This window comes from Streptomyces sp. NPDC001157 (assembly GCF_053598255.1).
The window spans coordinates 127,937-143,001 of sequence record NZ_JBSFJW010000008.1; the positions used below are offsets into that span (position 1 = coordinate 127,937).

The 15,065-nt window shown below is 67.5% G+C and carries 12 protein-coding genes; 6 read left to right on the forward strand and 6 right to left on the reverse strand.

The genetic code is table 11. The features are described 5' to 3' along the window. Nucleotides 1-91: 91 nt before the first annotated feature. Nucleotides 92-859: a transposase gene (locus tag ACWDAG_RS17330; protein WP_450696427.1), complete on the reverse strand. Its 768-nt coding sequence runs from the start codon at nt 857-859 to the stop codon at nt 92-94. Between the two features lie 135 nt (nt 860-994). Between ACWDAG_RS17330 and ACWDAG_RS17335 the strand changes: the two genes are divergently transcribed. After that, nucleotides 995-1,582 carry a hypothetical protein gene (locus tag ACWDAG_RS17335; RefSeq protein WP_450696428.1) on the forward strand — a complete coding sequence of 196 codons (588 nt, stop codon included), beginning with the start codon at nt 995-997 and terminating at the stop codon, nt 1,580-1,582. Nucleotides 1,583-2,013: 431 nt separating this feature from the next. Continuing rightward, nucleotides 2,014-3,591 (forward strand): GmrSD restriction endonuclease domain-containing protein, encoded by a 1,578-nt coding sequence (locus ACWDAG_RS17340; RefSeq protein WP_450696429.1) that lies wholly within the window; start codon nt 2,014-2,016, stop codon nt 3,589-3,591. A gap of 716 nt (nt 3,592-4,307) precedes the next feature. Here ACWDAG_RS17340 and ACWDAG_RS17345 read toward each other — a convergent pair. Further along, complete coding sequence (locus tag ACWDAG_RS17345; RefSeq protein WP_450696430.1) at nt 4,308-4,661, reverse strand: hypothetical protein; 354 nt, start codon at nt 4,659-4,661, stop codon at nt 4,308-4,310. Between the two features lie 229 nt (nt 4,662-4,890). Continuing rightward, complete coding sequence (locus tag ACWDAG_RS17350; protein WP_450696431.1) at nt 4,891-5,352, reverse strand: ATP-binding protein; 462 nt, start codon at nt 5,350-5,352, stop codon at nt 4,891-4,893. 153 nt (nt 5,353-5,505) lie between these two features. Between ACWDAG_RS17350 and ACWDAG_RS17355 the strand changes: the two genes are divergently transcribed. From ACWDAG_RS17355 to ACWDAG_RS17365, 3 genes are all read left to right on the forward strand, one after another. Beyond that, complete coding sequence (locus ACWDAG_RS17355; RefSeq protein ID WP_450696432.1) at nt 5,506-6,387, forward strand: helix-turn-helix domain-containing protein; 882 nt, start codon at nt 5,506-5,508, stop codon at nt 6,385-6,387. Next, nucleotides 6,387-6,566, forward strand: a complete 180-nt coding sequence (locus tag ACWDAG_RS17360; protein WP_389088053.1) for a DUF397 domain-containing protein — start codon at nt 6,387-6,389, stop codon at nt 6,564-6,566. Before ACWDAG_RS17355 ends, ACWDAG_RS17360 begins: the two co-directional genes overlap by 1 nt. A 156-nt stretch (nt 6,567-6,722) precedes the next feature. Next, nucleotides 6,723-9,635 (forward strand): M36 family metallopeptidase, encoded by a 2,913-nt coding sequence (locus tag ACWDAG_RS17365; RefSeq protein WP_450696433.1) that lies wholly within the window; start codon nt 6,723-6,725, stop codon nt 9,633-9,635. A 99-nt stretch (nt 9,636-9,734) separates the two neighbouring features. On the opposite strand, the gene ACWDAG_RS17370 is transcribed toward ACWDAG_RS17365, so the two are convergent. After that, complete coding sequence (locus ACWDAG_RS17370) at nt 9,735-11,189, reverse strand: flavin-containing monooxygenase (RefSeq protein WP_450696434.1); 1,455 nt, start codon at nt 11,187-11,189, stop codon at nt 9,735-9,737. A gap of 145 nt (nt 11,190-11,334) precedes the next feature. Between ACWDAG_RS17370 and ACWDAG_RS17375 the strand changes: the two genes are divergently transcribed. Next, nucleotides 11,335-12,141 carry a slipin family protein gene (locus ACWDAG_RS17375; RefSeq protein WP_450696435.1) on the forward strand — a complete coding sequence of 269 codons (807 nt, stop codon included), beginning with the start codon at nt 11,335-11,337 and terminating at the stop codon, nt 12,139-12,141. Nucleotides 12,142-12,207: 66 nt separating this feature from the next. Here the strand turns inward: ACWDAG_RS17375 and ACWDAG_RS17380 are convergent, their stop codons facing one another. Both ACWDAG_RS17380 and ACWDAG_RS17385 read right to left on the reverse strand, forming a co-directional pair. Further along, nucleotides 12,208-13,554: a DUF4407 domain-containing protein gene (locus ACWDAG_RS17380; protein WP_450696436.1), complete on the reverse strand. Its 1,347-nt coding sequence runs from the start codon at nt 13,552-13,554 to the stop codon at nt 12,208-12,210. Continuing rightward, entirely contained in the window at nt 13,544-15,061 is a 1,518-nt protein-coding gene (locus ACWDAG_RS17385; protein WP_450696437.1) for a hypothetical protein, read from the reverse strand. The genes ACWDAG_RS17380 and ACWDAG_RS17385 overlap by 11 nt, the downstream gene beginning before the upstream one ends. Nucleotides 15,062-15,065: the final 4 nt, after the last annotated feature.

Consider the following 15,065-nt stretch of genomic DNA (forward strand, 5'->3'; position numbering starts at 1 on the left):
TCACGGCCTTCTGCAACACGCTTTAAAGGCTGTCCCGTAACTGATCTTGTTGCCCGGCGAACGGCGGGGCGCCGGGCTGATTAGGTCGGGTTTACGCGGCCTGGAGCAGGTTGTGGAGACGGGCGATGCCGAGCATGGCGGTATGGACGCCGTCGCCCTTGAGGCGGCAGTCGCGGAGGATCTTCCAGGTCTTCATCCGCGCGAAGACGTGCTCGACGCGGGCGCGGACCTGCCTGTGCGAGTGGTTGTGCTCCTTCTTCCAGCCGCACAGCTCGCCGCCGGCCGGGCGCCGGTGCGGGGTGACAAGTCCGGTGCCCCGATAGCCGCCGTCGGTGATGGTCGTCGTCTTGCCCACCGCGGCAGCGGCACCCGACTCGGTCCAGGCCTTGCAGTCATTGCGGTTGCCCGGCAGCGGGCGGCCTACGGCGACGACCAGGCGGGTGTCAGCGTCGACGACGACCTGGTGGTTGGTCGAGTAGCTATAGTTCTTCGACTGTGCGGCGATGGAGCGGTCCCGGGTGGGCACCAGCGTGCCGTCCACGATCAGCACGGTGCCCCGGCGGAACCGGCTGCGGGACTTGAGCGCGAGCAGCGGGCCAATGTGCTGCAGCATGCGGTCAGCTGCCGACTTGGACACACCGAAGAGCGGCGCAAGCTGTCGCAGCGTCAGGTTCGTCCGCCAGTAGGCAGCCACCAGTAGAACCCGGTCCTCAAGCGACAGTCCCCAGGGGCGTCCCGGACGTACTCCGTCGGCGCCCTCGCGTCGCAGCGTCACGATCAACGTGCGGAATTCCCGCGGAGTTAGCCCCGTGAACGGGAGTATCCACGAGGCTTCCGATGCGGTGATCACACGAGGCATCCCGTGATCTTCGCATCGGCCAGCAGAGTCCGGAGGCAGGCAGCGGGGTCCCGGACGCTCCCGCGGGAATGTTCTCGTTCTCTGCCATGCTTATCGCGCGTGGCTTCTCCTGGCTCCCGAACGAAGACGACCGATGTGTGGTCGCTGCCCCAAGACGAGCAACTCATTGGGCAGCGCATCAGCGAAGCCCTGCCGCGCTCCGGCTGGCTGTGCAGTCACCCCGGCCCGAAGGGCCTTCACCAGGTGCATCTGCATCGCTCACTCGGTGAGGCCCTGAGCTGCGGCGGTCGGCAAGCGTTTCTGCTTCTGCCGACCGAGGCCCGGGCACCTGAGGACGTCCTGGTGGACGACGCCGTCGCCCCCAGATCCGACCTCGGACACTCGGCCGTCGTGCAGTTCCTTTGCTCACGCCGCCTTCAGGACGGCGAGGGCGAAGTCTTCGAGGCCGGCCGTCTCGCGGTGCGCTGGTTCGAGCAGGAGGTCGGGCCGGAGAGACATCAGCTCCTGACCGAGGAGACGCGCCTTATCTGGAAGGTCCTGCGAGCGGCGACCAGGCCGGCCATCGTCGAGAGCACGCAGGGCCGACGAATCTCCGGCATGAGGATCGGCCTTGCCGCCCATGACCTCGTGACCAGCAGCGGGATGCTGCTGACGCGAGGCGGTGTCCAACGTCTGCGTCTGGCCGCCGCGCCCCCAACCGGTCAGATGCGGGACAAGCTTTAGGTGAGCTGGGTTTTTTTCAGGTCAGTGGCGGTGGGCTCGTACGCCTGGTGATCGTCTTTGGTCGTCCTCGGCCACCGCCGAGCCGCCTCAGACGGCCCAGCCCTGCCGCACCTGACGGTCCGCCGGCACCCTCGGAGTGACCCGTCTGAACCCCAGCCGACGACAGTCAGCCACGACGGCGGGTGCGCCGACCGAACCACGCGCGCGTATGCCTCGCTGCACCCCGACCGGCCTTTAGCCACGCTGCTACATCATCGACCAGAGCAAGCCGCGACGGCCGACCGCTGAGAGTAGCCGCGTAGTTCTGGTGTTCTGCTTGCTGTGCTCCCCTGTGCCGTCTAGCGTCGTTACGACCTTGGTGTGACTTCGAGGTCTCTAGGGCGGCTGAACGCGAGCGGGGCCTCCGCTTGCTTATTTTTGGGGGCAAAACCTTGGACGGACTGTCAATTCGCAAGGTTATCGACCAGGCCACCTCAGGATCCATTCGGATTCCCGCTTTTCAGCGCGGATTCGTGTGGGATGCCGAGCGTGTCGCGTACTTGATGGATTCGATTTACAAAGGATACCCGTTCGGCGCATTGATCTTGTGGCGAACTAAGGAACAATTGCAATCGGAACGCCAACTCGGACCTTTCATCTTGCCTCAAAATGACCCTGACTATCCAATTGACTACGTTCTGGACGGACAGCAGCGACTGACTTCGATTTTCGGTGTTTTTCAATCAGACATCACGCCGCAAGAAGCCGTCGAGTGGAATAAGATCTATTTCGACTTCGAGGCCTCGCCCGACCTCCAGGAGAGTCAATTCCTTGCCCTGTCAGACGGGAGGGTAGACCCCGAAAAACATTTCCCTATTGGGACATTCTTTAATGTCACCGCATACAGGAAGGCAACCGAGCATCTCGACGCTGAAAAGCTTGAACTAATCGACAAGGTTCAGGCGGAATTTAAGGAAGCCACGATTCCAGTCCAGTCCATCGAGACTGACAATCGGGCAAAGGTTGCTATTGTTTTCGAACGAGTCAACCGAATGGGTGTGGAACTTGATACTCTCCAGTTGCTTTCCGCATGGACATGGAGCGAAGAGTTTGACCTGCAAGAACGCTTCAATGACCTAGCAGAAGACCTTCGCCCCTTTGGTTTCGAAGATGTAGGGGAGGACACCAACCTTCTACTGCGCTGTTGTGCCGCCATCATTGCGCACGATGCATCTCCGTCCGCCCTAATCGGTCTGAATGGGTCGGAGGTACGCACTCGCTTCCAAGAGATCGAAAACGGAATCAAGGGGGCTGTTGACTTCCTTCGTAAGAACCTCAACGTTGAGTCTCTGAATAACCTGCCTTACGCAACGCTTATTGTTGCCTTGAGTGCATTCTTTGCAACTCCCGGGACCACGGCTGTTAAGTACACGGAGGCGCAGCGCAAGCAACTTCTCAGATGGTTCTGGCGGTCTTGCTTTTCGCGGCGCTACTCTGCTGGTGTTCTGCGCAACATGAACCGCGACATCGCCGAGGCGGTAGCGTTGCGGACGGAGGGAAGCTCTAGTATCGACCAAATTTCGGCGTCGGTAGACGCCGAATACTTCCTTAACCAAAGCTTCTCGGTGGGAACCGTTAGCACCCGGACGTTCGTGCTCTTGCTTGCGCAACAAAACCCTCTGTCCTTTGTCTCAGGTTCCCCCATCACGCTGGCGAACGTACTGCAGAACTATAATCGAAATGAGTTCCACCACCTCTACCCGAGATCCTATCTGAAACAACGAGGGGTGAAGGCCGAAAATATTAATGCGCTCGTGAACTTCGCGTTTATGTCATCTCAGGACAACAAGACGCTGGGCGGAGTCGCGCCAAGCATCTATCGGCAAACTATGGACGTGAACGCCACCCCGAAGATTCTCGAGAAATCCCTCTGCCCAGCGAGCTTGTTTGAGGACGACTTCGAGAAGTTTTCAAATGAGCGCGCTGCACGACTCGTCAGCACAGCCAAGGAACTGATCGCGGACCAATAGAACGTCTGTGGCGTCGCGCCGCGCTCCTCATTGTTCTGCGAGGCAAGGCACGATATGAGACCGCATTCTCTGGTGCCAGACAGCTCGTATGTGCGGCCCGGGCGTCGGCCGGGCTGGAGCGGGGCGGAGTCAGGAGCGCAGGCCCGGCCGGGGGCCGAGCCGCGCGCGGGGAGCGGAGCGAGCCGCCTTGAACCTGTAGAGAAAGTTGTAACTCAGTCGGTCGGCTGGGGGTGTGCAACTTCGTTTGATGCTTGACGTGTTGACGTCACTTGATGCTTGACAGTTCGGTTCCAGCTGATGGTTGGCAGTGGCCATGATCGGCCCCACCCTCGGACCTCAGTTCAGCGACCAAGCCGGGCCTTCCCTGCACGTCATGAATGGCCTCCGACGGCCCCAAGGCAGCAACAAAGCCTTGTTCACGGAAATACCGCAGGTAGGGGACCCGATCGATACGGCCTGGATCCGGCCGCGCCTCAGCCGAACCAGCTCACCTGCACGACCACGATCCGCTCACCACGGACATCGGTCAGGTAGGTGAGCATGAGGAGGCCACGGCTCTCAGTCCGCACGTCAGACCCCTGTCCGGTGTAGGCGGCTCCCTCCAGGAAGACCATCGACTCACGTACGGCGTCTCGTTGGCCAGACGTTCGGTCTCGGCACATACCGCATCCGGGAGCCCGTCCAGCAGGTCGTCCTGGAACAGCTCCCAGCGCCAGTCAGCCCCCGGCGACCTCGCGGTGTGCGGCTCGTACGGTCTCTCCGGCCTCGCGGATGGCACGTTCGCGTACGTCCGGGTCCGAGCTGTTGATGGCCTGCTCGGCGGCGTGCAGGCGACGGGCCGTCTCCGGGTGCCGCTCGATCTCCACCACGACGCCCCACTGCCGGTAGAACATGCGGATCGGTACGACGCTGTCCTCGTCCCCGGCGCGGACGAACGCCTTCTGCAGGTCCTCGAAGAACTCGGGCAGGCGGGAGGGGGCCACCGTCGCCACGGCCTGTCGCAGAGCCGGCAGTGTCAGCTCGGGCCTGGGAATGAGCGGGCCGTTTCCGTCCGCGTACGGCGCGGTCATGAACGCCCCCTTCCGCTCATCGAGCGACCTTCCGGCATGGGGGTCTTCGAGGTTGAGCGGTGCGTCGCTGCCACGGGACCGCCCGACGGGTCGTGGAAAGTGCGACACATTTCCGCGAAGTGTCGCACTCGCAGCCAGATGGCTTCCCCCGGGCGGGTGGCGGCATTGGGGTCGACGCACCGCTCAACTTCGCAGACCCGGCATGGGCCGACGCTAGCACCGTTCCCGCTCACTCCCGCGTGCGCGCGAGCGGATCGCCGCCGTAGAGGGTGAGGCCGAGGCCCCATTCCGCCCAGACCGTCTTGCCCACACCCACCCGTGGTGCGACCCCCCAGCCGTCCGCCAGCGCTCCGACCAGCGCCAACCCGCGTCCGAACTGCTCCTCGCCGGTTGCGTCCCGCGGGCACGGCAGCCGCTCCCCGCGGGGATCACTGACCTCGACTCGGAGCGTGGCGGCCGTGGCGATGATCCTCAGCCGGATGAGCCGGTCACGCAGGCTGCCGTGCAGGAGGGCGTTGGTCATCAGCTCGCTGGCGACGAGGGCGACGTCTCCGGCGAGGTGCGGATACCCCCACTCGGTGACGAGGCGTGCGGCGCGGTGGCGGGCGAGGGCGACGCTGCGGGGGACGGGGGTGTAGTCCAGCTGGTCTTCGTGGCGGAGGGGTTCGGGGGTGGGGTTGGTGTGGGGCATGGAGGTGCGCCTCCTTGTGGGGGGGTGGGGAGTCACCGCCGAGTGAGCGGTTGAGTACTGACCGTAGCGAGACGGATGACCCAAGCGCAACAAGCTTGGAGACAATTGTCTCCAGATTTGTCGAAAGGGTGCCGGAGGCGCGAGACTGATCGCGTGAACCGATCCGCGCCAACTGGTAACCGGGCGTCAACTGTCTTGGGACGCCGACTCGGTGGGGAACTGCTGCGCCTCCGCGATGCGGCTGGAAAAACCCAGCAGCAGGCCGCTGACATCCTCAACGCGACAAACTCGAAGATCGTGAAGATGGAGCGGGGCTGGGTGCCGATGCGGGACATCGACATTCGCGCACTGTGCGAGCTGTACGGCTTGGACGATTCCAAAGCCGTGGCACGTCTACTGAACCTGGCCCGGCTTGACCGGGAGCGCCGTAAGGCGAAGGGCTGGTGGCAGCACACTCCGCAGGCCGAGGCCATCTCCGAGTACATCGCCATGGAGGACGTCGCCAGTCAGGTACGCACATGGCAGCAGGCGTTCATCCCCGGCCTGTTGCAGACTCCCGAATACACCAGGGCCGTTGTAGTCAGCGAAGGGCTGTGGAAGGACCCGGACGAGATCGAAGGGGTTGTAGACGTACGGATGAAGCGTCAGGCCCGGCTGTCGGGACCCGCGCCGCTTCAGTTGTACGCGGTGGTCTGGGAGGCCGCACTCCGGCAACAGATCGGCGGTCCCGAGGTCATGCGCGCGCAGTTGCAGCATCTGCTCGACGTGGCCCAGCTCCCCAACGTGCGGATCCAGGTACTGCCCTTTCGTGCGGGCGGCCACGCCTGCATGGCAGGAGCCTTCAACATCATCTCCTTCGCCGAGGCCCAAGCCGTGGACGTGGTCCACGTCGACAGCATCGCGGCTACGGTGTGGATCGAAAGCGAGTCCGAAAGCACCATGTACGGCTCCTTCTTCGACCGCACCGCGAGGCTGAGCCTTGCCCCCAGGGACTCGCTCAGCCTGATCGAGAGCATCAGCGAGGACATGAATTGATCACTGGTTTCGACTTCCTCAAGTCCAGCTACAGCAGCGGCAGCGGCGAATGCGTCGAAGTCGCCCGCAACATCCCCGCCGTCGTGGCCATACGCGACTCCAAGGACCCCGACGGCCCGATACTCCGCCTGCCCCCCAAGGCATGGACGGACTTCACAGCGTCGTTGGCCGCCCACTGATCCGGACAGCCTTCGCTGCGTGACGCCTGTGTGACTTCTGTGACACCTGATCTTTGAGGTCTTCTGTCGTGCAGGTCGCCTTGAAAGGGTACGAGGCGTACAACTCGGCCGCCGACCACGGCCGTTGGACCCCTCACCCCCCACGAGGCGTTGAACATGACGAGAGCCTCCTCGCGCGGCAGACGCGCGACCATACTCACCGCGGCGGCCGGCCTCACGCTGGCCGTCGCTTTTGTGCCCGGCGCCGCGAGCGCGGTCCCGGGCAGCCCGGCGGCCGACGGTCCGTCGCCCACACCGTCCGCCACGCCGCCCGTACCGTCGCAGCAGACGCTGGTGCGCCGCGACGCCCGGCTCGTGAAGGCCGAACAGCGGGCGGGCGTACAGCAGTTGCGCGAACAGCTCGGGGCTCAGGGCGTACTCGAACTGGACCCGGCCACCGGCACGGCGCGACAGGTGGCCAAGCTCGACGGGTATCTGACACCCCGCAGCGACAAGGGCCCGGAGGACATCGTCCGGCAGTATCTGCGGGACAATCCCGATGTCTTCGGTCTCTCCGCCGGTCAGGTCCGCGATCTGACCCTGCGCAAGGAGTACACCGACGTCGCCGGGGTCCGTCATCTGTCGTTCGTCCAGTCGGTCGACGGCGTCCCGGTGTTCGGCAACGGCGTCAAGGCGAACGTCTCCCGGGACGGGCGGCTGATCAGTGTGCTCGGCTCCCCGGTGCCGAAGCTGCCCTCGCAGCTGGCCCCCGGCCGTGTCACCTCGACGCAGGCCAAGCACACCGCGGTGCGTGACATCGCCGGTGCCGAGGCCGGCGGCGTCGGTAAGCAGGACACCGCCGAGCAGGTCGTCTACACGACGCCGGGAGGCACCGCCCGGCGCGCCTGGCAGACGGTCACCGTGTCCGACGGCCACGGCATGTGGCTACACGTCGTCGACGCGGCGACCGGCCGGGTTCTGTACCGGCAGAACCTCTCCGACGACCTGTCGGCGGCGACCGGGGTGGCGCCTTCCTCCGGTCAGCCTCTGTCCTCCTCCGCGGCCACGCCCCTGCGCACCGGCAAGGTCCTCGTCTGGGACCGCTACCCCGGCGCCCCCAAGGGCGGCAAGCAGCACACCCGCCACCTCACCGCGCACGGCTGGCTGCCCGTCGGCGCCAAGACCCTCGACGGCCGTATCGCGCACGTCTTCAGCGACGTCGACGACAACAACAAGGTGGACGCGGGCGAGGAGATCACCCCGGCGGCCGACGGGACGTTCTCCTTCCCGTTCAAGCACTTCACCGGTCCCGGCTGCGACGTCCCGCTGCCCTGCTCCTGGGACCAGAAGACGCCGTACTCCTGGAAGACCAACCGCGAGCAGAACGCCGCGCAGGTCTACTACTACCTGGGCACCTACCACGACCACCTGGAGGCCGGCCCGATCGGCTTCACCCGGGCCGCGGGCAACTTCGACGGCCGGGACGGCGACGCCGTGGACGCGCAGACCGACGACGGCGCCGCGGTCGACCACGGGCTGCCCGACGAGAACCACCTGAACAACGCCAACATGGGGACGCCGCCGGACGGGCAGGCGCCCACGATGCAGATGTACCTGACCGGGACCGGCACGGTACTGCAGGGCAACTGGGGCGACGACGCCGCCACCGTCTACCACGAGTACACGCACGGTCTGTCCAACCGGCTCGTCGTCGACGCCGCCGGGGTCTCGGCCCTCACCGGCCAGCAGGGCGGGGCGATGGGCGAGGCGTGGAGCGACTGGTACGCGCTGGACTTCCTCAACGACCAGGGGCTGCTCAAGGACAGCCGGCGCACGGACGGCGAGGTGGCCCTCGACCCGCCGCACTGGACCGATGAACTGCCGTCCCGCTCGCAGCCGTTGGACTGCCCGGTCGGCTCCACCTCCGCGAAGTGCCCCGGCACCTCGGCGGCGGGCAAGGGCGGGTACACCTACGGCGACTACGGCAAGATCTCGCGCCGCGGCGCCGAGGTGCACGCCGACGGCGAGATCTGGAGCGAGACGCTCTGGGACCTGCGCAACCGGCTCGGCAGCAGGCTCACCGAGTCGCTGCTGACCCGCGCCATGGAGCTGTCGCCCGCGAACCCCACCTTCCTCGACCAGCGCAACGCCATCCTGCAGGCCGACACCGTGGTCAACCGCGGCCGGGCCCACGACCGCATCTGGAAGGTGTTCGCGCACCGCGGCATGGGCTACTTCGCCGCCGCGCTGAGCGCCGACGACACCAAGCCCGACGAGGACTTCTCGCTGCCGCCCGGCCCGCACACCCCGGTGACCACTCTCACCGGCAAGGTCACCGACGACGCGTCCGGCGCCCCCGTCGGCGGGGTCGGCGTCAGCATCAGCGGCCATGCCTCCGGCTTCCCCGGTGCCGACTTCTCCGCCGTGACCAGGGCGGACGGCACGTACACGATCCACAACGTCCCCAAGGGCACGTACCGGAAGGTGTACGCGAGCGGCAACGGCTACGAGCCGCAGATCCGCACGGTCTCCGTCGGCTCCGGGAGCAGCGCCGACTGGGCACTGCGCCGCGACTGGGCCGCCGCCTCCGGCGGCGCCACGGTCACGGAGTTCACCGGGCCCGACAACACCGACTTCGGCTGCGGACCGAACGGCCTGATCGACATGTCGGGCACCGTCTGGGGCTCGGACGCCAAGGGCGGCAGCAACGGCACCGGGGTCGACCCGGTGCACAACACGGTCAAGCTGCCCTCGGCCGTCGATGTCGCCGAGCTGCGCATCGACCCGACGGCGGGCTGCGGGGACGACAAGACGGCGTCCCTCGGCGACTACCGGATCGAGACCTCGACGGACGGCACCACCTGGGTCACCGCCGCCGAGGGCCACTTCAAGCCCGCCGACACCGGCCGCGAGAACGCCGTGGCCCTCAAGGCCGGCACCGGGAAGAACGTCCGCTACGTCCGCCTGACCATGCTCGGCAACCAGGCCGCCGACAACGGCGCCAAGTGCGCGACGGACCCGAGCCCCTCGGGCTGCAGCTACATGGACGTGACCGAGCTCCTGGTCCACGGCTCCGCGCACCGGAGCTGACCGGATCGGCACCGACATCCGAGGGCGGCGTACCGACGACGGGACGCCGCCCTCGGGCGTTTCGACGCCGGTACGCAAGCGGGCCGCGCTCCAGTGGGTTCATCGCCCCCGGGACGGAAGGAAACGGAAGTCCGCGGGCGTCATCCGGCGCGTCTGTGCCGCGTACTCCCCCATGTAGCCCGGCCAGTTGGCGACGTTGCGGCCATCTGGCGTGCGGTACCACGACGAGCAGGACTGCCAGGCCGTGCCCCCGAAACGTGCCCGCAGGGCCCGTAGCCCGGCCTCCTCGACCTCGGGCCGCACGTCCAGCGCCGCCGCTCCGGTGCGGCGGACCAGCTCCAGCGCCCGGCGGACATAGGCGGCCTGAGCCTCCAGGAAGAACAGGATGGAGCCACCGGAGGTGTTGGTGTTCGGGCCGTACATGAGGAACAGGGAGGGGAAGCCAGGGACCATGATGCCGAGGTGCGCGCGGGCCCCCTCGGCCCACGCCTTCCTGATCGAGCGTCCGCCCGCGCCCCGCATCTCCATCGGCAGCATGAAGGTGTTCGTACGGAAGCCGGTCGCGTGGATCACGCAGTCGACCTCGTGGAGCCGGCCGTCCTCCGTCACCGGGCCCTCGGGGGTCATACGGGCGATCCGGTCGGTCACCAGCTCCACGTTCGGGCGGCGCAGCGCGGGCAGGAAGTCGGAGCTGAGCAGGACCCGCTTGCAGCCGAAGGGGTAGTCGGGCCAGGCGCTGCGGCGCAGTTCGGGGTCGGGCAGCTGGCGGCGCATATGGGCGGCGGAGAGCAGCGCGCCGACGCGGCCGACGGTTCCGGGGTGGCGGATGCAGAGGGTGAGCAGCTCGATGCCGTGATGGAGGAGCCGACGCCAGGCGCGGCGCGCCCAGGGCCATCGCATCGCACGGTTCAGGGCCGCCGGCATGGGCCGGTCCCGGCGTGGCAGGAACCAGTTCCCCGTTCGCTGGAACACCGTCAAGTAAGCGGCCAGAGGCGCGACTTCGGGAACCAGCTGGGCCGCGCTCGCCCCGGTTCCGATGACCGCCACCCGCTTGCCCCGCAGGTCGTAGTCGTGGTCCCAGCGGGCGGAGTGAAAGCTGTGCCCGGCGAACTCGGACAGCCCCTCCACGGCCGGGAAGGCGGGTTTGTCGAGCTGCCCGGTGGCGAGCACGACGGCATCGGCGACCCTCTCCTCGTCCGGCCCGTCGGATCCCGTACGACGGCTGCGCACCGTCCAGGTACGCGTGCCGTCGTCCCAGGTGCACGAGGTGACCGTCGTGTCCGTGACGATCCGCGGGGTGATCCCGAGCGCGTCCGCGGTCTCCTGCGCGTACCGCAGGATCTCGTCCTGGTGGGAGAACACATGGGCCCAGGACGCGCGTTGGGCGAACGAGTACGAGTACAGGTGGCTCGGCACGTCGCAGGCGGCGCCCGGGTAGCGGTTGTGGTGCCAGGTGCCGCCCAGCTGCGGTGCCGCCTCCAGCAGGGTCACGTCGTCGAGGCCGTGCCGCAGGAGTTCGGCGGCGACGGCGATCCCGCCGAAGCCCGCGCCCACGACGACGACCCTCGGTGCCGGGTCGCGTGCCGGGCCGTTTTCTTGACGATCTCCTGACGCGTGCGGGCGCATCCGGCCAACTCCGTCCGGTGTCTACTTCCTTGTCTCAATCCTTACGGGGAATCCTTTCGAGGAATGGAGTGCGATGGAAGGCACTGTGCTCGCGGTCGTGCTGGTGGCTCTGGCGGTCCTGCTCGTGCTGCGCAGCGGTATGCGGGTCGTCAACCAGGTCGAACGCGGGGTCGTGTTCCGGATGGGCAAGGCGCTGCCGACGTACCGGCAGCCGGGCGTGACGTTCCTGATCCCGTTCGTCGACCGGATGCGGAAGGTGAACACGCAGGTGGTCACCATGCCGGTGCCCACCCAGGAGGGCATCACCAAGGACAACGTCTCGGTGAAGGTCGACGCGGTCGTCTACTTCCGGGTGACCGATCCGCTCCGGGCGGCCATCGAGGTCCAGGACTACGTCTTCGCCGTCGGCCAGGTCGCCCAGTCCAGCTTGCGTTCCATCATCGGCAAGAGCGACCTGGACGACCTGCTCTCCGACCGTGAGCGGCTGCACGAGGGGCTCGCCCTGATGATCGACAGCCCGGCCGCGGGCTGGGGCGTCCACATCGACCGCGTGGAGATCAAGGACGTACAGCTGCCGGAGTCGCTCAAGCGGTCCATGTCCCGGCAGGCCGAGGCGGAGCGCGAGCGGCGGGCCCGGGTCATCACCGCGGACGGCGAGTTCCAGGCCGCCCAGCAGCTCGCCAACGCCTCCCGCATCATGTCCGACACCCCCGAGGCGATGCAGCTGCGCCTGCTCCAGACGGTCGTGGAGGTCGCCGCCGAGAAGAACTCGACGCTCGTGATGCCGTTCCCGGTGGAGCTGCTCAGGTACTTCGACAAGGCGGCGCAGAACATGGCGACCGCCAGTCCCGCTCCCGTACCGGAGACCCGTCAGCCGTGACCTCGGCTCCGGCGGCGGTCCGCCCCTCCCCGGGCGGGGCCGTCGCCGGTCCGTCGGCCGTTCCGCTCAGGCCTTCCTCGCCCGAAGGATCCGGCTCATCCGCTCCTCCAGCTCGGCCCGTTCCTCCGCGGCCCGCTCCGCCTGGGCACGCTGGAAGTCGTGTTCCACACGCCGCATGCGGTCGGCCGTGTCCTGTGCCACGCCGTGGCGCTGCACCTCGTGCTCCATCCGTGCGCACTCCTGCTGCACCTGGAGCTCCTCGGTGTACGTCCGGCTGCTCGCCGTGAAGCGGGCGCCGAGCATGCGGTCGTACATCGTGGCGCCGCTCATCAGCTTGGCCAGCACGGGCATGGCGTCCAGGCAGATCAGCAGCAGATGCAGCACGAGGGTGATGAAGAGCGCGAAGCCGTCGGACTCCGCGACCTTCCTGAGCCCGTGGGCCCGGGTGAGGATGCCGTCGGTGTCCAGGTCGGCGGCCCGTGCCCGCGTCTTGGCGTCGATGGCCCGCTGCAGCAGCGGCTGGTAGGCGTCGGCGGCGGTGTCCTTCTTCGCGGCCAGGGTGCGGCTCTTGGCGACCAGCGCCGAGAGCTCCTTCTCGTATGTGTCGACCTTGCTGGTCCTGCGGTACTCGCTGGAGTCCTTCCGGGCCCTGTCGCAGGTGATGGTGACGTCCCGCACCCCGTTCCGCCAGATCCAGTTGGCCTTGCCGCACAGGCGCTGCTCGGCGGACATCTTGTCGTCGAGCGTCTTGTTGATCGCGTCGACCTGGGTCTGCAGGGTCTTGGTGCGGGCGCTGTTGCTCTTGATCTGCTCGGCCAGCTCGGCCGGGGAGCCCGCCACCTTCAGCTGGTAGCTCAGGCATTCGGGGCGGTCCGCGGTGGTCGCGCCGTCGGTGGGGTTGCAGGAGACGAGCATGCCGCGGTAGTCGGCGGTCTGCTGCTCGTTGCCGACGGCTATCTCCTGGCGTATCTCCTTGTCGAAGATCTGGAAGAGGATCGGCTCGGCGATGAACAGGCCGAGGAGCACGGAGAGAATGAAGCGGAGGAGAAGCGACCACTTCTTGACCATCGTGCCGTGGGTGCTGGACACCAGCCAGCTGTCCATCGCGAGAACCACCCAGAACCAGACCGCGGCCACCCCGATCACGGCGGCGAGGGGCAGGTCGGAGCGGAAGCTGCTCAGCGCCAACGTCATCGAGAGGGCGCCCACCAGGGCCGTGTTGACGACCAGGGCGCCGTACCAGGTGTAGCGGGTGCGTTCCTCCGGCACCCAGGCCAGCAGCCCCTCGTCGATGCCGATCAGCCCACGCAGCCGGACCGCCGGGCCGCCTGCGCGCGGCACCGGACGGGCCGCGCCCGGGTCGTCGCCGAAGGAGGCGCTGTCGGCGTGGCGCAGCGGTGTGTCAGTGGCCAAGGCTGCCCTCCGAATCCGTGCCGCCGAGGTCGGGTTCGGCGTCGCCCTCTTGGGCGTCGCCGCCGTCCTGGCTCTTCTGGACGATGCTCATGCGCGGGGTGTTCGTCACCGCGTTCGGGGCGGTGCCGTCCAGCGCGGCGCCCCGCTCGAAGGAGAAGTCGCCCACCCGGTTGATCTGCGCGCCCGGGTCGCTCAGCTGCCCGTCGAACAGGCCGCGGTCGAAGGCCTGCTTGGTCAGCTCCGTCCAGGCGCCCAGCTGCTGCCTGGCCCAGGTGTGCTGGTCCTGCAGCAACTGCTTCTTGTCCTGCCGGTCCTCGTCGCGTTGGCGCACCTCCTCCGCGTGCTCCACGTCCCAGCGACGGGCCTCCTCCCTGGCCTTGGCAGCCTCGCGTTGGAGGGTGTCCGCGCGGGTGGCCGATTCCAGCTGGTTCTCCTGTTCGACCTTCCAGCGCTCCTCCTGCCGGTCCAGCTCGGCCCGCTTCTCCTGGAACTCGCGCTCCAGCCGGGCTCGTTCGGCCTGCAGCTCGTCGTAACCCCGTACGCGCTTGGAGTACTCGTCGGCGGTGATGTCGCCGTGATGGCGGGCGCTGAGGTCCGCGGCGAGCGGATTGGCGAGAAGCTTCATGTCCTCCTGAACCTGATCGCGGACGAAACGGTTGAACTCGGCCCGCTGTGTGAGGTCGTGCTTCTGCTGCTCGGCCCCCGCCTCGCGGTCGAACCCGCCGCGCAGGGTCTCGAAGTCCTGCCGGCCCAGTTCCTTGTCCACGGCCTCCTGCTGCCGGTTGCGCTCCCTGCGCTGCTCCCGCACGAAGCGGATCTGCTCCCGCTTCAGCTCCAGTTCGGCCTCCCGCTCGGCCCGGTCCAGGGCCAGCTGCTGCTCCCGCTCCTCCCGCCGCTGCTGCTGTTGCTGCTCCCACCGCTCCTTCTCCGACTTGGCGATGTGCTCGGCGAGTTCGGCAGGAGTGAGTACCTCGACCAGACCGTGCCGGGCGCGCAGGCCGGACAGCACCGTCGGGCGCATCTCGTGGTACGCGGTCAGCCGTGCGTCGATGCGTTCCCGTACGGCGGCGGAGTTCATGATCGGCTGGTCGCTGCCGTCCTCGGTGAGCCCCGGCACCTCCCGCAGATGGCTCAGCAGCAGCGCCTCCACGTCCGTGATGCCGTCGCGCACGACAGCCTTCGCGTCCGTGACGGTGCAGTAGAACGTCGCCCGTACGGTGAAGTCGCCCGCCTCGGCGGAGGGGATCCTCGTCTCCACGACGACCGGCACCTCGATCCGGCGGTCGACGACCGTGACGGAGCTGGCACCGATCACCACCGGGTCCTCGGCGTGCAGCTGCCCGTGGTCCTCGACGTACTCCGCGCCGACCCGGAAGACCCGTACGTGGTGCGGCGCGAGCCGGGGCAGTTCGCCCTCGTCCCGCATCACCCGCTTCTTCATCAGGCCGCCGCGCTTCTCCGGCCGCCCGTATTCCCGCTGCTCCACGAGCGGGTAATTGGCATTCATGCCT